General features: G+C 38.8%; 13 protein-coding genes. 7 read left to right on the plus strand and 6 right to left on the minus strand.

Annotated features, from left to right (window positions below; translation table 11 throughout):
- Window positions 1-159 precede the first annotated feature (159 nt).
- Window positions 160-1,170 carry a sodium:calcium antiporter gene (locus JRG66_RS02800; protein ID WP_265164214.1) on the plus strand — a complete coding sequence of 337 codons (1,011 nt, stop codon included), beginning with the start codon at window positions 160-162 and terminating at the stop codon, window positions 1,168-1,170.
- A 265-nt stretch (window positions 1,171-1,435) separates the two neighbouring features.
- Here JRG66_RS02800 and JRG66_RS02805 read toward each other — a convergent pair whose 3' ends face one another.
- Together JRG66_RS02805 and JRG66_RS02810 are read right to left on the minus strand one after the other, a co-directional pair.
- Entirely contained in the window at window positions 1,436-2,275 is an 840-nt protein-coding gene (locus JRG66_RS02805) for an RteC domain-containing protein (RefSeq protein ID WP_265164215.1), read from the minus strand.
- Between the two features lie 55 nt (window positions 2,276-2,330).
- The gene (locus JRG66_RS02810) at window positions 2,331-4,766 is read right to left on the minus strand and encodes an aminotransferase class I/II-fold pyridoxal phosphate-dependent enzyme (RefSeq protein WP_265164217.1); all 2,436 of its coding nucleotides are present in this window, start codon (window positions 4,764-4,766) and stop codon (window positions 2,331-2,333) included.
- Between the two features lie 306 nt (window positions 4,767-5,072).
- Here JRG66_RS02810 and JRG66_RS02815 point away from each other — a divergent pair, with 306 nt between their 5' ends.
- From JRG66_RS02815 to JRG66_RS02830, 4 genes are all read left to right on the plus strand, one after another.
- Window positions 5,073-5,447 carry a DUF7793 family protein gene (locus JRG66_RS02815; RefSeq protein ID WP_265164218.1) on the plus strand — a complete coding sequence of 125 codons (375 nt, stop codon included), beginning with the start codon at window positions 5,073-5,075 and terminating at the stop codon, window positions 5,445-5,447.
- Between the two features lie 13 nt (window positions 5,448-5,460).
- Complete coding sequence (locus tag JRG66_RS02820; RefSeq protein WP_265164219.1) at window positions 5,461-6,426, plus strand: helix-turn-helix domain-containing protein; 966 nt, start codon at window positions 5,461-5,463, stop codon at window positions 6,424-6,426.
- 74 nt (window positions 6,427-6,500) lie between these two features.
- Window positions 6,501-6,983, plus strand: coding sequence for a MauE/DoxX family redox-associated membrane protein (locus tag JRG66_RS02825; RefSeq protein WP_265164220.1), 483 nt, complete (start codon window positions 6,501-6,503; stop codon window positions 6,981-6,983).
- Between the two features lie 77 nt (window positions 6,984-7,060).
- Window positions 7,061-7,330: a DUF6520 family protein gene (locus JRG66_RS02830; protein WP_265164222.1), complete on the plus strand. Its 270-nt coding sequence runs from the start codon at window positions 7,061-7,063 to the stop codon at window positions 7,328-7,330.
- 341 nt (window positions 7,331-7,671) lie between these two features.
- On the opposite strand, the gene JRG66_RS02835 is transcribed toward JRG66_RS02830, so the two are convergent.
- Genes JRG66_RS02835 through JRG66_RS02845 form a run of 3 tightly spaced genes read right to left on the minus strand, consistent with a single transcriptional unit; the run spans window position 7,672 to window position 14,954 of the window.
- Window positions 7,672-10,551: a M16 family metallopeptidase gene (locus tag JRG66_RS02835; RefSeq protein ID WP_265164223.1), complete on the minus strand. Its 2,880-nt coding sequence runs from the start codon at window positions 10,549-10,551 to the stop codon at window positions 7,672-7,674.
- Window positions 10,538-11,935: a RagB/SusD family nutrient uptake outer membrane protein gene (locus tag JRG66_RS02840; protein ID WP_265164224.1), complete on the minus strand. Its 1,398-nt coding sequence runs from the start codon at window positions 11,933-11,935 to the stop codon at window positions 10,538-10,540. Before JRG66_RS02840 ends, JRG66_RS02835 begins: the two co-directional genes overlap by 14 nt.
- 10 nt (window positions 11,936-11,945) lie before the next feature.
- Window positions 11,946-14,954, minus strand: a complete 3,009-nt coding sequence (locus JRG66_RS02845; RefSeq protein ID WP_265164226.1) for a SusC/RagA family TonB-linked outer membrane protein — start codon at window positions 14,952-14,954, stop codon at window positions 11,946-11,948.
- A 721-nt stretch (window positions 14,955-15,675) separates the two neighbouring features.
- Between JRG66_RS02845 and JRG66_RS02850 the strand changes: the two genes are divergently transcribed.
- Together JRG66_RS02850 and JRG66_RS15630 are read left to right on the plus strand one after the other, a co-directional pair.
- Complete coding sequence (locus JRG66_RS02850; protein WP_265164227.1) at window positions 15,676-15,897, plus strand: helix-turn-helix domain-containing protein; 222 nt, start codon at window positions 15,676-15,678, stop codon at window positions 15,895-15,897.
- A 130-nt stretch (window positions 15,898-16,027) separates the two neighbouring features.
- A complete protein-coding gene (locus JRG66_RS15630; protein ID WP_371875341.1) occupies window positions 16,028-16,279 on the plus strand; it encodes a type I restriction endonuclease subunit R, EcoR124 family in 252 nt (83 codons plus the stop codon).
- Between the two features lie 195 nt (window positions 16,280-16,474).
- Here the strand turns inward: JRG66_RS15630 and JRG66_RS02855 are convergent, their stop codons facing one another.
- On the minus strand, window positions 16,475-17,671 hold the full coding sequence (locus tag JRG66_RS02855) for an IS256 family transposase (RefSeq protein ID WP_265163636.1): 1,197 nt from the start codon (window positions 17,669-17,671) through the stop codon (window positions 16,475-16,477).
- Window positions 17,672-17,741: the final 70 nt, after the last annotated feature.

A 17,741-nucleotide genomic window follows, 5' to 3' on the forward strand; every position in this document is an offset into this window, starting at 1 on the left:
AGCGCCGTCTGTATCTCCTGAAGGAGATTAGATATAACATTATTTTTGGATCGATCTGGATGTAAATAGATAAATTAGAGTAGCACACTCTTTTTTAACGCAAATCAGCATTTTTCAGATGTTTTATTATTTCACTGAGAAGCCAAAAGAGAATATCTTATGAGTATCTGGTTATGGGCATTAGTATTACTTGCTGCTGTTTGGGCAGCTCATTGGGGCGCTGAACATTTAGCAAAACCTTTAAAGAAGCTACGAAAACAATGGGGTTTTTCGGTAGCTGCGGGTGGCGCCTTGATTGGCTTGGCTGCTGCCAGTCCAGAGATAGGCATCAATATTACAAGTGCAGTAACCGGAGTTGGAGATATTGGTCTGGGGACCATGTTTGGATCTAATGTTATTGCTATTCCTTTAATGGTCATAACAGCTTACATTGCGACCAGGCATCTAAAAAATAAGAACAAAGATGGAGGACACCAGGAGCACAAGAAGGAGCACCTGCTAAAAGTAGATCCCACGGCCGTAACAGTCCAGGCTTTACCGTACTTGGTAATTGTAGCAGTAGTAGCTATTTTAACCGTTCCTTCTGCCTGGCGAGGGTTACAGCCAATGGATGGTTGGATAATGTTGGGAATGTATATCGCTTTTCTTGCTCAGGCCCTCCTTAGAGGAAAAAAAGAAAGCGAAAAAGTGGAATGGAAGAAAAAGGAGATCTGGTTGGCGGTAGCAGGTCTGGTTGCTCTAGGTTTAGGCGCCTTTTTCACAGTTCGTGCTACAGAAAACCTGGTTTCCTCCTTTGGATTATCCCAAATAGTGGGTGGTTTATTTATTACAGCTCCAATGGCTGCATTGCCCGAAGTTTTTGCTACCTGGAGTGTAGCTAAAAGTGGTCAAATAACTTCCGGTGTCACCAGCGTCATAGGAGATCATGCCGTTACGCTTACAGTAGCGTTTTTCCCTCTGGCATTAGTTGGTCTGCCAGTGGGTAACTTCCCCTTATTCGTGACGGTCTTGAGCTTCGTAGGCCTGGTAGGTATTCTTTATGCCGCTTTTATTCATATGGGCAGCAAGAAAAGCGGACATGGTTTTAAGCGATGGCAGGTTGCTACACTTGGAGGTGTTCTGCTCGTTTATGTAGGTGTTGTGCTTTTTGGGGTACTGAATATTTTTTAACAGTGGGCAAAGTAATGACTGAACCTGTGAACCAATAGTTCCTATTAACTGTTTGTTCTATAGATATGTTCGCTTGCATTACCTTGACCGCCTTTCCTGAGGATACCACAGATCCAATGCTGGTTTCCTCTATCCGCAGCCGACTGAATTATAAGATGTTTAAACAAAAAATGGATGATTTTTGAAAGATTTATGGTTCTCATCAGTTTCCAACAATAAATTGATTTCATTCAACTGAGGCTATTTTTGAAATTAAGATTTCCATTTAAAGGCCATCTTCTTTACTCATTTTCTGTTGAAGATTAAGCATCAGTTCCTCTAAGAATTTTGTTTTGCTTCCTTTCCTAGCTTTTATTTCTGAGTAGGTCTTGTAGACGTTATCCAGCTTAACATTAAAAAAATCTTCAAAGGAGGTAGTAATCGTATTAAGATCTGCAGCACCATGATTTAATGCGCCATCTGAGTACAAGGCGTAAATCAACTCAGTCAAAGCTGTTTTCGAAGAAGTCCAAAATAAAACCGGATGCTTTCTTTCCTGAGAAATGAAACTTCGACCCGGACGCAGTTCTCCCAGACATTTTCTTATATAATGCAGAAATCGATGCATGGCTTTAATTTTAGACCACAACATGTCATGAGAGGTTGAGAATTCGGGAAACTGGTAGTAGTTAACCAGTGGAGTAAAAGGGAAATTGTTCTGGTAGTTGCGGGTGAATAACTGGTGATCCAAATAATTGTGACCCAATTCCATGTAATGAGAAAAATCAATATTCCTGTAAAAAAATTTATTAACCTTTTTTATTTCTTTCTCAAAAAACCTGACCTGGAAATTAACCCCTGCTTTTGGTTTCCTTATTTCACAGGAACGAACTTCTGTGAAATAAATTAAATAGCTCATAACAGAAGGCTTAACTTCTTTGAAAAAGTGGATCTCTTCTTCTACCGATTCTAAATCCTCCTTTTCAATAAGATCTTTTAATTCGGTAAGAACCCTATTGCAGAGGTCGATACCCTTATTTGTCACCCTGATTTGCTGTTCTGGAGAATCTAAAATGACAGCTATTTTCTGTTCAAATGATTCCACTACTCCATGAAATCTCTTCATATTAATTTGATGGATTGAAAAACTGGAAGGGGGGAGCTCACGTATGCCAATTTAGTTATCTACTATTCTGCATCGTTTCTAGAAGTTCTAATGAGAAGTTATCCTTCGCCTGAACATAACAAACCTTTGGTATTATTTCTGCCCCCAATTTGCGTTTCTCAAAGGCAGCGGTTAAACCAAAATCGATCTTTTTATAACCTAAATTTTTCGCTCTTGTAATTGTGCGATAAAGTAGTTGCCTATAAACATTAAATTCTCGGGCGTATTGATAATCCATTCCAATGAACTCTGGAACATAAGTCATTTCCAAATTTTTATAGCAAAACATCACCCCTACGAGTTCCACAGAATTATTTTCAGTCCACTCCTTCTTTAGATATAATAAGAGGAACTCCCAATTTGGATCCTCATTCATGCTACGGAAAAGCTTCTCGGGAAAAGAAAAGGTGTTTAGCCCCGGATTATTCTGCCTCACGTTTTCATAAAGCACCTGCAACTTTGGAAGTATATCCTGCTGAACATTTTGACAAACCGTCAATTCAAACTTATCCTCAAAAGCAGCTATGTCTTTTCCAAAGTGTCTTCTGGATCGTCGTGAAAGTGTGGACTGGAAATCTTCAGGTGTGTCCCAATTGAAATTTTTATATACACTGGATTCGGGCATATTCACCTTTACAAAGCCGTGATCATGAAAAATTCCATTGTAGGGAGTATCCGATGGGAAATCCCGAAGTACTATCATAGAACTATTGTAGTTCTCGTGATCTACGTTTTCCAGGATGTCAATAAAAACCTTCCAAACTTTTAAAAGATTCGGATGTGATTCGTTAATATAAATGTGATCGCCTTCAGTAAAAATGGAACCGGTACTTAGAACCTGAGATGTCAGAAAATAAGCTCCCATAGTTTTTCTCTGTTCTTCAACTTTGAGAGAAGTAGAAGCAGGTGCCAACAAATCGTCTTTCCAAAGTGCATGGCTTAAGCTGCTGGCCAGAATTGGCTCATCATTCTCATCTTTGATTATTAAATACTTAAAATCCCAGTTGTGTTCTTTTTTACTGTTACCCCTAAAAACATTCTCCAAAAAGAGTTGTCCATCCCAGTCGAGAATCCCTTTTCCTTTAAACATCCTGTTCCACTCCTCCTTTTCAATTTTTTCTATTGAATCTTCTATAAGAATTTTGAAGTCATGGGGTACTAACTGCTTTTCTTCTTCCTTTACTTTTTCTGTAGGCATTTTAAAAGCCTTTCTTACTTTAAGAAGTGAAGCACCCGTCTCTTCCAATGCTGCAGTATAATGATATTCCATCGCTTCAACCAGGCCTTTTATATCACTGGCCTTATTGTGACGAGAAATGGTAATTCTTACCCCGGTGTTTTTTACGGGCACAGCAGGATAAATTCCCAGGTTTACATAAAAACCTTCCTTGAGTAAACGTTGGACAAAATTATATCCTGAGATGGGCATTCCTGTCCCGATGTAAAAAACAGGAGAATTATTCCTATCTATAAGCGGTAATTCCGTTTGGTCCAGAAGATGATTAAAATAATTAATTCTTGCCTGCAGCTCGGCCTGAAGAGAGTAAATTTCAGTAGACAGATGGATATCAGCAGAAGCAATGGCAGCTCCCACAGATGCAGGTTCTAGTTGCGCAGAAAATGTAAGAGGACCGCCAAAGGTCTTTATCTTATTATGTAATCTTTTGTCTGAACAAACGGCAACTGCCCCACTGGCACCAAAGGTTTTACTAAGCGTTCCCACCAGTAACACATTTTTGGGCAGCTCATTTAAGATGCTTGAAACATATCCTGTACCATTTTCTCCATTCCAGCTCATCCCATGCACATCATCAAAATAAAAGTGTAACTGAGGATATTTGTTTGCCAATTGCATCAGTTGTTCAATCGGTGCAAAATCTCCGTACATAGAATAAACCCCATCAGCCATATACCAAATCTTACTGCATTTTCCAATTAGTGCCTTTATCTTGTCTTCAAGCATATCCAGATTGTTATGTCTGATCATTTCTACAGGTACGCCCCTGGTCTTTAGAAGTTGTGTAGCATTCTGCACACTCCAATGTACCTGATGATCCAGGATCACCCCATCTTCATCTCGGACTGCAGTTGGTATTACAGCTAAATGTCCAAGTGTACTATTTTTAGTAATAATCACTGGTTGTCCATACATCTGGCCAACCTTTTCCTCAAGGGTCGCGTAAAGGGGATGAGAAATATAGCTTTTGGATAGAGGAAACTGCGTACCATACCTTCTGATAGCGTCAATAGCTGCCTCTTTTAACCGAGGGTCCTGTTCTAATCCCAGGTATCCAGTTGTTCCAAAATGATAATGCTGTTTGCCGCTGATCTGGATGGTCCTACCGGAAAATACATTACCATCTGAATGAAGGTGTAGCACGCCAGCTTTCTTTGCACTGGTAAAAACTTCATCAACCGTGTCTAGAAAATTATTCTGTTTGATCTTTGCCATTTTGGAGCTGTTTAAAATTATTTAGATGAAACTAAGTAATTTGAATTGAGCAAAGTACCTAATTCAGTTTTTAGCTATTAACAGAATCCTTTATAGGCAAGCACTTATACTTTATAGGCAAAATAAATTTAATCTTGCGGTGCCGAATTATTTTAATACTCTTAGAATAAATCAAACTCCCTCATTTACAACTACTTTCTAATTATCTCTATTAAATTTATTCATCAGGTTAGGTAAAAATGTTGAATGTCAATCAAGTGACATTATTTTTTCCTTAACTTCAATGTTGGCTAAACTAGATTAATAATGAACAAATCGCTCTCGAACGACTATGCAACCTTTTGGGTTGATGATGGTATACTCCACTTTATCTACCATCCGGAAGTTGTTATAGATCTTTTCGCTGCAGAAAAGGTGGTGGCTGATCGATTAAAATGCCAGGAAGATAAATATTATCCTGTTTTCTGTGATACCCGTGGAATCAAAGATACAGACAAATCAGCAAGAGACTATTTAGCAAGGGAAGGATCAATTCTTACTTCAGCAGTTGCTTTCCTGGTAAATCCCCCCATCTCTCAAGCCATCATTGATTTCTACGTTCGCACCAGTAAGCCCATAACCCCCACTAACATTTTTACTGAAAAATACGACGCACTCAAATTCCTAAAAACCTATCGCTAAATTCATCTGGTAGATGTACACCAAAACAGATAAAGAAAAGATTTCCAAGATCTGTCAAATGATTCTTGAGGTGGCTAGTGGAAATTTTTCTTACCGGATTGAACGCTCCCGCCACAATGACCAACTGGAAACAATAATAGTGCTTCTAAATATGATGGCGGAAGAGATACGAGAGAGTTTTCATCATTTTGCGCTTATCAATCCCCACGAAACTTACAAGCAGATAGCTCAAATGACATTTATTCTGGATGATCAGTTCTGCGTTCGTAACTTTAACTCCTCAGCCCAGCAGCTCCTGGGGCTCCCATTCTCAAAACTGAGTGGAGCTCCCTTTGAAAAATTTTTAACCATCGACTCTGCCCAACAATGGAAAAAAGAAATTGAAGAAATCAAAAAACTCAATGAGTCACCTTATTACCAAACGCTTCGACTCTTTTTCTCCTCTAGTAATTCATTAACGGTGCCTGCTCTTTGCTCCATTTCGTCTCTTGTATTAAGGAAAGATGATCGAAAGTTATTTCTGGTAACTGCACTCCAGACAATTATCCAATCCAAAGAAAAGGAGGAAAATGTTCAACTGGCACTACAAAATCTTAAAACCAAGAGTTTAAAGAGTAACAAAAAGCAGCAGTATTCACTTTACCGGGAAGCGGATAAGAAAAAAATCCAGAAAATATATGATTATGTACTCAATAATCCTGAAAAACCCCTACCCTCTCTAAAAGAACTCGCTCTTGAACACGGCACGAATGAATTTAAACTAAAGATAGGCTTCAGGCAACTCTATAACACTTCAGTATTTCGTTTTCAAAAAGACCAAAGGCTTCAAAGGGCTCATAGCTTTATTTCAAACACAGATATTCCCCTCAGTCGAGTTGCAGAAATTTGCGGTTTTAAAAGTTTTCCTCATTTCTCAAAAATATTCAAAACGAAATACGGCTACAATCCAAGTGAGCTTAGAAATCAGAAAGTGGAATAAATACGCCGCCAACAAAATTCTATACCAGACTGTTAGATAATCCTTCCGAATTTTATCATGTAACGAAAAGTATCATGGAAAAATTGGAGATGAACATTAAGCAATGGAAAAAGCGCATAGTATATGCTATTTCTTTGTTCTTTATTATTTTATTTACTTATGCGGCTACCAGTAAGCTTTTAATATTTAAATCGTTCCACTCGCAACTTGAGGAGTCACCCTTCATAAGTTCGATCTCTCTTCCTGTTGCGATTATTCTACCGGGAGTTCTACTCATCATATCCTTTCTGTTGGTTATTCCCAGATTTAGAATAATCGCCTTCTACTTCTCTTTAGCGCTAATGATCATCTTCAACGTATATATAATTGGTGTTTTAAATTTTGCAGAATCTGTCCCCTGTTCCTGTGGCGGTGTGATAAAAGCGTTCTCCTGGAATGAACATTTAATTTTCAACACTGGATGTTCCTTATTGGCCCTTTTGGGTATTTCTCTCTCTTACGACCTGAAGACAGTTTATAGAAAATCTTCAACCAATGCGGTTGAAGTAAAAACATAAAAATTTTTGTTGCAACAAAAGCAGGGAAAGCCGAAAACCTGATATACAGAGTAGGCAATCTTTAAATATTAGAAATCATGAAAACTAAATTTTTATTACCAATGATCGCAATGATGTTTGCCATTGGAATTTCGTTTGCATCTGTAGAATCAAATGCTTCATCAGCAATCGGATTTATTCAAACCGATCAAGGCTGGGAACAGGTTGATGTGGGTTGTGAAACCGGTTCAAATACCTGTAGGATGTATTATTCAAGTGATCCCAGTAAAATATATGTGGTTCATGATGCACCAGGCGGAAGTCCCCTGAAATCGCCTAGTCCAAAACCTATTAAGGTTCTTGATTAAGTTGATGTGAAATTAGAACATCGAGGTTAAATAACCTCGATGTTCTTTAAAATTTGTATACTCCACAATTCCTCCCCATTACAAGTTCAAACCTTTTGGAATCTAGAAAGTGTTTTTTCGCCAATTTCTGAATATCGGTAGGTATTACAGATTGAACAAATTTTACCTCATCAGATTCGGATTTAATTCCGAATCAGATTTCTCAAGAATAAAACACTGAATATTACACCCCGTGTATAGTCTTTTTGAAATTTGACTATTATGATCTAAATAAGGAGCACACTAACACCAAATGAAAAATATAATTTTACCTCACCAAAAGTATGTAGGATCTTATTGTTTTAATCTATCTCACCTTTTGCCTCATCATAAGATTCCGGAATAAAAATAAATTGTTGCAAATTTTCTTCACTTAAATATTTCTTGGCGGCAGTATTTATATCCTCTAAAGTTATAAAGTGCTTCATTATGGTGGTGTATTGAAGGACTTCCTGTTCTAGATCTTCGTGGCTCACCAATTTTTCCTTTAGATAATCCCGCCAAAAATTAAAAATTCCAAACTTACTTAGTCCGTTGCCAAAAGCGGCAGCTTCATCAGAGATGGCAGCGTCTAACCATGACTGGTCCACCCCAAATTCACGCAGTTTTCGAAATTCTTCAATGGCATTTTGGATCATGTTTTCCTCATTACCCAATTCGCTATCGAACTTCATACTGAAGGAAAAAACACCATTCTTAATATCCATCCAGTCTCCACCAGTTATCGGCGAATAACTGCCCTGTCGTAAGCGATTCCAAACTCTTTCATATAGAGCTTTTGTAAGGAGTCGAAGTTCGATTTGAGTCTTTACATCCCTACCAGCAGGAGTCGGGAAATAAAGTCGTACAAAGGCCTGATCAATATTCTTTGACTTAATCGTTTTGTTTATTCTTTTTAAAGGAAATTTATGAGTATCACTATTAACTGCTTTTTTACTACCTACCGGAAAGAGAGATAATTTCTCACTTAGTAGCGGTAATATTTCTTCAGTGTTGAAATCCCCCGTGATAATAAAGGTGTAACCCGATAAGTCTGAAAACCATCTTATATAGGCTGCAAAAACATCATCTAATTTTATGTTTTCTAAATCAGAAGTTCCTAGCACAGGAACCTTTGGATACCACACAGATTCTATGTTATCCTTTAGAAAAAAATCAAAACGACTATTGGGTACATAACTTTTCAGGTGCTGGTCATGATCAACTTTTAAAGCGGTAAAGCCTTCCAGGCTTTTTCTAGGCTGATCAACGTAAAGAAACAGAAGGTTTAGAAGTTCATCAATATCCGCAACTTTACTTCTACCATGAATCCGCTGGTAATTGGCATCAGAAAAGAACATTAGCCTCATTTCCTTTTCTTGAAAGAATCTATCAATTTCAAATTTTGTGAAAGGCCCGGCACCTGCATATCCCATGTATTTCGGAACAATACTGGCAGCCAAATATTCTTTTCTATTGGAGGTTGGAATTTCATTAGGGCGAAAAGCATCTATGGTCACAAGACCTTTCTGGCGTTGAGAAGCTGGATTGGAAGACTTTAATAAAACTCGTATTCCGTTCTGGAGCTCCACCGTTGATAAACCTATAAGATTATTTGAAATACTTTTAATCGGCTTATTCTCCTTTAATGGAAACTGAATTACATCTTCCAAAGATTCAAGACCTTCTAAAGGTTCTATAGCCTTCACTTCCATAGTTTTTGTTTCCTTTAACCACTGTCGGAAAACCTTAAATTTTGGAACACTTTGCCTTTCACCACTGAAAATTAGAAAATCAGTATTCTTATTGAGATCTCCGTAATCAAGTATGACATTCTGGATTTCTTGAAGATCTATTTCGTCTAGGACATCTTTAATCAGATTCTCCTTCACCTCCGGGGCTAGAACTGCTTCTCCTTTTACAAAGTGGCGACGGTATGCTTCAGCCAGGTCGTGTGAGGAAACTGCTTGGCCAACAATCCTGTTTTGGACCTGTTCCTTGGCTTTTTGAAGTTCAGAAATACTAATGTGAGTGTGAATTTGTTTCCATGCAACTACTGCCTCGACGAATTTCTTTTTAATTTGTTGCTGATTCTCAGTTCCGAATTCCACTGTCATTCGTGTTCCATTTATTTCCTTATTTCTTCCAAAACCTCCCAAACCAAAACTAAGTCTAAATTCCGAAAAAGGTGGGTTGAATTGTTGTTCTAACAGCGTACTCCTACTCTCAACAATTTCTTTATATAGCTGTTGCATTATCCATATTTCAAAATCCTTCCTGGTTTTAAGGCCGAAGCTATTCGAGTTTAAGTGCTTAGAAATAATTTGCATCCGAAAATTAGAGTTGACAGTATCGTGGATTAATTCAAAAGTATTTTCTCCACTTAGTTCAACTCGTTGAGCATCTAATAATTTCTCCCCATTTTTAGGTTTCTTAGGCATTTTCAAGTCTGAGAATAATCGCTTTACTTCTTTTTCCATGCTGTCAATATTAATATCACCTACTATAATTGCAGCTTCCAGATCAGGCCTATACCAATCCTCATAAAATTCTATGAAAGCTTTCCGATTGAACAGTTCAACATTTTTTTTATGTTTTTGCTGATCATATAAGGCTTGACCTGTGTTCTTTAACACCTTTTCCTCGATGGTATTATTCAACCACGCACCATAAACATCAGCTGTACGCATTTCCCCCAGTACGGCACCACGCTCAGCATCAACCACCGTCTGGGGGAACTCCAGATTCTGTGCCCAATCTCGTAATACTCTTAAACCTGTTTCGATTTCTTTATCCCCAGATGGTAACCTAGCCCAATAAAATGTGTGACTATTGCGGGTGCCCGCATGATTATATCCTCCCATCTCCCAGAGATGTTCATCTAAATTTTGAAAATTTCTTGTTCTGATTGTACCCATATGTTCTATGAGATGGGAATATTCCAGCTGGTCATCATTTTCATGAAAAAATCCACCCTTTACCACCAAATGAAATTCAACAGTTTTTTTGGGAATGTGGTGTCGACGAAGATAGTAGGTGAACCCATTGTCTAATTTACCGTATCGTACCGCCGTGTCCAATCGCTTTATTTTCTCCTGAATGATATTGTTGTCTTGACCTTTAGCCCCATAACCAATCAACAGTAATAGAAAAAAGAAATGAGTTTTAATTTTCATGATCTTAAGGGATTTAATAACCTTCATTTTGGTCTAAATTTGGGTTCTTCATTCGTTCTTGTTCTGGTATAGGATAAAAGACATCGGTGGGTTCCCAAAAGGAAGTTTTCTCCGCCAAAATTTCATCGGTTCTTCCGGTTCGTTTTAGATCGAACCAACGGTGCCCCCATTCGGCAAATAATTCTTTCTTTCTTTCTTCCATAATCAGTTCGAAAATTTCTTCTTTATTAATTACCTGTTGGCTTACTTGTATTGGTTCTATACCAACGCGGGTCCTAATATTATTAATATCAGAAATAGCCTCATTAAGATTTCCCTTTCTTGCCCTAGCTTCTGCTCTAATTAAATATTGCTCTGCCAGCCGAAGCACCATAGAGTATTCAGTAATATCGTTTAGACTGGACCTGTCCTTATATTTAAAAGGGAAATAGAAATTCCGGTTACTACTGTTATAGTGGCCAATCCAGTTTAACAGTCGCTTATCTTCAGGTTCAAAGTCTTCGACAAATCCTGTAGCTAATTGTAAAGGTGACCGTGATGTACCAATGAAAACCTGGCCTTCACCAGTTGAAGTTAGTATGTTCCCCCTGCCTATTGGTGATAACTGCCAAATTGCTTCTTTGCTGTTCGCTAAAAATACCTGATCCAAATCCTGGAGGATTTCGTAGGCAGCGGTTTCTTCAATTATCTCACTGCTCAAGATTTCTGCTAAATCCCAGTTCTCCTGATAAAGAGCTACTCTTGCACGAAGTGCAACGGCCACGAAAATATTCACGTTTGTCCTATCTGAGTTTTCGTAACCAGAATCCAGAAGTTCAATTGCCCTGTCTAAATCGTTCACCACCTGAGCATAAAGCTCATCAACTCCATTTCTCGAGACTAGAGAGTTCTTGCGGTAATCCGTATCTAAAATAAGTGGAACTTCACCATAGATATTTATCAAATAAAAGTAGGTGAAGGCACGAACGAAGCGTGCTTCTCCTTCAAGACGCATTTTTAAATCCCCACTTACATTTTCTGATATGCCCAACCCTTCCAAGACAGAATTGGTCATATAAATAATATTATAAGCGCTGGACCATAGTTCATAGTTAGATGGATGGTTCGGTGAGATTTCATTCTTCTGAATTTCACCGTAAGTAGTACTCTCAGAATTAATTGGCTGCAAAAGGTCTGCCGACAGTCCGGCCAGTATAGTAACTGAAGAGCGCCAACCTCCTGAGAAAGAAGCGTTGAACAATTCATTATAAATCCCTCTCAACGCACGAATTGCAGTTTCATCATTTTCAAAAACAGTTTCCTTTACAATCCTGTCATCCGGTACTCCTACTTCAACATAATCCTCACAGGCTCCAAGTAAAAAGCAAAGCGAAATGATCATGAAATAATTTATATGTTGGTGTTTTTTCATCTTTATAGTTTTAAAAGTTCAGTTGTAAGCCTCCTGTAATAGTTCGAAGGGAGGGAATCGCCACTGCCCCAGGAGATGATGGATCCAATCCCTTATAATCAGTTACAGTAAAAAGGTTATGGCCATTAATAAAAAACGTTGCAGCATTGAGCCCAACTTGATTTCTAAATTTCTTAGGAAGGTTGTATTGAACAGATAGGTTCTTGAGCCTTAAAAATGATGCGTCTACGTAAAAATGGTTGGTATCCAAGGCATCAGAATGAGCGAGAAAAGCTTCAAACGACTGTGAGAATTTTTGAATCTCAGCAGTGTTACCCGTCCCCATGCTTACGCCATAAACGTCAACAGGTTGATTTCCCAAGGAACCTGGATTGGGAAAATATGGCTCAGGTGCCTCCTGCTTTACAAACTCCCATAGAAAATTGAGAGAAAAATTTTTGAAGGTGAGATTATTAGCCAGGCCTCCGTAGAATTTCCGGCCCAGGTTTTTTATCACAACACGATCTTCATAGTCTAACCTTCCATCTTTATTTACATCTTCTATAGAATATAAACCTGATTCGGGGTCAATGCCGTTGTATCTGTAAAGCAGGGAAATATTAAGAGGATACCCAACCCTGTAAATGTTTGCATAAGATGTTTCCTCTATTCCGGGAAATTTGATCAACTTATTTTCAGGAAATGTTAGGTTGAAAAAAGTCTGCCATGTAAAGTTCGTGGTTTGAAGATTAAGGGTTGAAAGCTCAAACTCCCAACCGGTATTTTGAACTGTGGCACCCAGGTTCGCTTGGATAGATGAAAAACCTGTTGTAGATGGAAGTGGATAACCGACTAGCTGATTAGAGGATCTATTACGGTACCAGCTTACTCCCAGGTTCAGCCTGTCCTGAAAAAATCCCAGTTCAATTGCTGCCTCCAGTTTCTTATTTTCCTCCCAGGAATAATCAGGATTTGTAAGTTGAGTTGGATATAATCCTCCAGGTCCTGGTGTAGCTTCATAAGCATCTAGATATCCATAGTCGGGGATCTGATCGCTCCCAGTTTTTCCATAACTTCCTCTAATCTTTCCAAAGCTTAAAAAATCACGATCATTATTGAGTAAAGATTCTTCTGTAAATATCCAGGCACCACCTATAGCTCCAAAATTAGCAAATCTTCTATCTGGTCCAAAACGAGACGAACCGTCCCTTCTCCCCGTTAGATTAATAAAATATTTTTCTTTCCAATCATATCCCAATCTTGCGAAAATCGCGGTGTATCTATATTCGATATTCTTACTATTTAAAACACTAACCTCTTCAGCTGCTCCAAGGTTCCCTATTAATGATTCAGAAGGAAATCCTGTTCCTACCATAGCATTGTTCCTACTTTCGCTCTGTTGGAATGTTACGCCTAAAAGTCCTTCAAGGTTACCACTCCCTAATTTTGTATTGTAAACCATTTGGGGCTCTACAATAAGAGACTGTCTTTCGGTAGTATAATGGCTTGAAGAATGATCCTGGAACTGTCGGATATCTGGATTGAATGAATTTTTGGTAACTTTTCTCAGCTGGTTGCTCAATAAGCTAGTATAACCAGCACTTGCCTTTAGTACAAGCCCTCCTCCTATCCTGTATGAGATACCCAGGTTTGTAATAAGATTTCTAACCTTTGCTGTACTCTCATTGGCCAATAAGGCAAAGGGATTGTCCCAGGTATTATCTTCCCAGTTGAGGCTTCCATCCTCATTATAGATTGCCGGAGCATTTGGTGGCAGAAATAGAGCGTCTTGAACAAAATTATGGCCGTGAAACAAGTTGTTATTATCAATCCCATAGTTTGAAGAAAAATTTATTGCAAACCTGTCGTTAAAGCCTTTATGTCTAAAGCTCAATGAACCCGTGGCTTTCTGGTAACTCCAATCACCAGGAAAAACACTACCTTCTAAATGGTAGGAACCTCCTATTCTAAAAAAAGTAGATGCTGTCCCTCCAGAAGCTGCTAAATTGAGGTCCGTAATATTTGAAGTTCCACCAAAGAACCTGTCCTGCCAGTTCGTAAATCGTTCCTGGTCCCATAAAACAAGATCTTCTGCATTGGTTGCTAATGGTTCTACACCATCATTTTCAAAAGCCGCTCTTCTTATTTCTAAGTACTGTTTTGTATTGAGCAGCTCCATCTTATTGGAAACTTTACTTATACCACTATAAACTTGTGCTTCAATCTGGATCTCTTCCTGGGAAAATGTTCCATCTTTTGTGGTGATAAGAATTACACCGTTGGCCCCGCGGGAGCCATAAATTGCCGTCGCATCAGCATCCTTTAAAACTTCTATACTTTTTATATTCCACAGGTTTAGTGTGCTTAGGGGATCTATTCCAGAACTGATCATGCTGCTGCCTCCTTCAATTGCACTGGAATTTATCGGTACACCATCAATTATGTATAAAGGCAGGTTACCATTATCATCAAATGAATTACGTAAACTGTTCTGTCCTCTAATTCTGATGGTCGGTGCATTCCCCGGCACACCACTTTGTGTTACCACCTCCACCCCTGCCATTCTCCCCTGCAAAGCCTGCAACGGACTTACCACAGGCTGCATTTCGATCTCCTCTGCGGTGACACGGGAGATGTTTCCCGTGCTTTCTCTCCTGGTGGTATTGTAGTAACCGGCGTTGATCTGCACTTCATCAAGAGCAGTGATATCTTCTACCAGCCGCACGTTGATTTCTCGCTGACCCTCCACCGGTACTTGAATGGCTTTAAAACCCATAAATGAAAATACCAGTACTCCCTGTGGATTTACTGCTATTTTATATTCCCCGTCTATGTTTGTGGCTGTACCCCTGTTGCTGCCTTTTACGGTCACTGTGACTCCCGGCAAGGGCATTCCTTCTTCGTCTGTCACCACTCCGGTGACCGTTTCCTGCAAAGCAGCAGGGAGTCCCGCAGCATATCCTTTAATTGTCAAGGCATACAGGAAGACGATAATGGTGATAAGCGCGATTACTACTAACCGGCTGTAATTATTTTTCATAATTTTGTAATGGTTAAATGAAACTTCGTTTTATTTAATGCAGGCCTTCCAGCTCCCTCGGCAAAAGTGACTGGGAGGCCTATTTTATTTTAACCCATTCCTGGAACAGGTGTAGGTAATGCAAACCTGCCGGGGGGCTGGCACATTTGCATGATGTTTTCACTACTGTTTCATTGGCATATGTTTAAATTTTCAAAAAGCTCATCCCTCAATTGAGGGCAAAATGTCACCCACCCACCCATCACCATTACAAATTATAGGATTTGTGTAATGGTTATCCCACGGGTACTAATGGCTAAACTAGACACCCTACAACGCTTTGCTCTTCAATATGAAGTAGAGGCTAATAGAAACAGAGCAAAACAAAAAGTTCTTATGTATTGAGAAACCTCTAAAGAAGAAGCTATGGCTTTGAAAGAAGAGTATCGAGGGGCCACCCCAATGAGGGGAAACAAAAAGGCGTGGATACTCAACTTAACGAACAGAGGTACTGGTATACCGTGCAACGAATAAGAGAGCCCACGCCCGGGTCGTGAGCATCTTGCTTATCATCTCGTTGCTAAAAATTACCAGTTTTCTGTTCGAGATTCAAAGCGAAATGCTTCTATACTATTTAAAGAAGATTCGCAAAATTATTATTCTGGGACCAATATAAAAATAAAATTTTTATTGCGGACAAACGTCCGCGCTTTTTTTCTGTTAAATCTTTTGATTTGTTTGAATGCAGGATATCTATTCAAAAATAAACCGACAAATTTCTCAATGGATTTCTTGTGCCAGCTCAAACAGGGACTTTGCCCTTAGTCATAATATTGATGAAAAAACTGTCCGCCGGATTTTAACGGGGGAATACAAAATTTCAATCAGAACACTTGAAAAAATATGCGAAGCGCGTAATCTTTCCCTATCTGAATTCTTCAAAAGGATAGAAAAGGGTAAATAAGATATTATTTAATTTCCTCCAGGAAAACATTCTCTAGAATATCTCTCCAGCAGATCACCTTCTATGAAACTCTGCTTTCCAGTCACTTCGTTGCACGCAAAATCATATTCTATCTCCACAAAAAATTTAAATAGAGCCTAAAAGGCAAAAATCTGGACCTGTTGCCGGGGACGTCAAACTCCGCAGCAAAAAGGAGCTTATAGAGAAGTTCATTGAAGAAAACCTTCTAAAAATTAAAGATACAGATTCCATCCTGATGAAGTTGAGCGATACTGAAACAATCAGAGGATATTGGTTTGATTATATATTATCCGAGGAAGAACACTTGAATAAAGATCGACTTAATTTCTTGATCGGCGCCTACATCTATAACGTTTACTAATCCCTCAACAGTGAGGTTGTCAAATATCTGGACAACCGCCCCAGCAATTTAAAAAACAATCGAGATTGGGATCAGATTATTAACAAATCAAGGAACTTGTGGAGAAATTTGTAAGAGGGGTATGCCCTTAGCAACTTTATCTTGACACTATCCCGTAAAGTGTGTAAGTTTAAATAAAGGGGTTTGACTTTTTATCTAAAGTTGAACCCTTTCTTCGTATATAGTCAAGAACTGATTGAGGACGATTCCCCAGTTTCTAATAGGCACTGACCATTTTTTGGTTGCTTCCCTCAGAGCCAAATATACAGATTTCATTACAGCATCATCGGTTGGGAAGGATAATTTGTTTTTAGTGTACTTTCTGATCTTCCCGTTCAGATTCTCAATAAGATTGGTGGTATAAATAATTCGTCTGATCTCCAGCGGGAATTCATAAAAGACGGTAAGGTCTTCCCAGTTGTCTCTCCAGCTTTTTATTGCATAAGAATATTTGGAGTTCCATTTGTTAGCAAAATCCTCTAGAGCAGCTTCTGCGGCTTGTTTAGTAGGTGCATCATAAATGAGCTTCATGTCTTTGGTAAAGGCTTTTTTATCTTTCCAAACTACATATCTACAGGCATTTCTGATCTGGTGCACTACACAAATTTGGGTTTTAGACTGTGGAAAAACATTTTTGATGGTATCGGTAAATCCATTGAGGTTATCGGTAGCAGTGATTAAAATGTCCTCAACTCCCCGAGCTTTCATATCTGTCAATACGCTCATCCAGAAGGCTGCAGATTCATTCTTTCCAAGCCAAAGACCAAGAACTTCCTTTTTACCATCTCTTTTGAGACCTACAGCTATATAAATCGTCTTGTTGACTACTTTGGAGTTCTCTCGTACTTTAAAGACGATTCCGTCCATCCAGACAATCAAATAAACGGGCTCTAAAGGACGATTTTGCCAGGCAACGATATCATTGCTGATTCGGTCTGTAATTCGGGAGATAGTAGAAGTAGAGACATCAAAGCCATACACCTCAGAGATTTGTTCTTCAATATCACTATTGCTCATTCCCTTGGCATACAGCGATACAATGACATTTTCGATGCCATCAATCATGTTCTGCCGCTTGGGAACGATCATAGGATTAAAGGATCCATCCCGGTCCCGGGGAACCTTTACAGTGTCTTCACCAAAAGAACTCCGAACCTTCTTTTTAGTATAGCCATTCCTGGTATTTCCAGATCCAGACTTCTGGTGCTTATCATAATCCAAATGGCCATCCAGTTCACCTTCAAGCATTTTCTCCAATCCACGTTTTTGAAGTTGCTTGAGAAAACTACTAAGTTCTTCTCCTGATTTAAACTGTTTTAAAAACTCATCATCGAATAGATCTTCTTTTTTCATTACTGTGTAAATATTAGTGCCTGGAATTTGCAGGCAAGGTTAAAAAAATATGGGCGTTCGCAAACCCCCA

Source organism: Salinimicrobium tongyeongense, assembly GCF_026109735.1.
Taxonomy (GTDB): domain Bacteria; phylum Bacteroidota; class Bacteroidia; order Flavobacteriales; family Flavobacteriaceae; genus Salinimicrobium; species Salinimicrobium tongyeongense.

Coding starts and splice junctions, on each gene's coding strand:
- JRG66_RS02800 (WP_265164214.1), top strand. CDS start 160: ATGAGTATCTGGTTATGGGCATTAGTATTACTTGCTGCTGTTTGGGCA.
- JRG66_RS02805 (WP_265164215.1), bottom strand. CDS start 2,275: ATGAAGAGATTTCATGGAGTAGTGGAATCATTTGAACAGAAAATAGCT.
- JRG66_RS02810 (WP_265164217.1), bottom strand. CDS start 4,766: ATGGCAAAGATCAAACAGAATAATTTTCTAGACACGGTTGATGAAGTT.
- JRG66_RS02815 (WP_265164218.1), top strand. CDS start 5,073: ATGAACAAATCGCTCTCGAACGACTATGCAACCTTTTGGGTTGATGAT.
- JRG66_RS02820 (WP_265164219.1), top strand. CDS start 5,461: ATGTACACCAAAACAGATAAAGAAAAGATTTCCAAGATCTGTCAAATG.
- JRG66_RS02825 (WP_265164220.1), top strand. CDS start 6,501: ATGGAAAAATTGGAGATGAACATTAAGCAATGGAAAAAGCGCATAGTA.
- JRG66_RS02830 (WP_265164222.1), top strand. CDS start 7,061: ATGAAAACTAAATTTTTATTACCAATGATCGCAATGATGTTTGCCATT.
- JRG66_RS02835 (WP_265164223.1), bottom strand. CDS start 10,551: ATGAAGGTTATTAAATCCCTTAAGATCATGAAAATTAAAACTCATTTC.
- JRG66_RS02840 (WP_265164224.1), bottom strand. CDS start 11,935: ATGAAAAAACACCAACATATAAATTATTTCATGATCATTTCGCTTTGC.
- JRG66_RS02845 (WP_265164226.1), bottom strand. CDS start 14,954: ATGAAAAATAATTACAGCCGGTTAGTAGTAATCGCGCTTATCACCATT.
- JRG66_RS02850 (WP_265164227.1), top strand. CDS start 15,676: ATGCAGGATATCTATTCAAAAATAAACCGACAAATTTCTCAATGGATT.
- JRG66_RS02855 (WP_265163636.1), bottom strand. CDS start 17,671: ATGAAAAAAGAAGATCTATTCGATGATGAGTTTTTAAAACAGTTTAAA.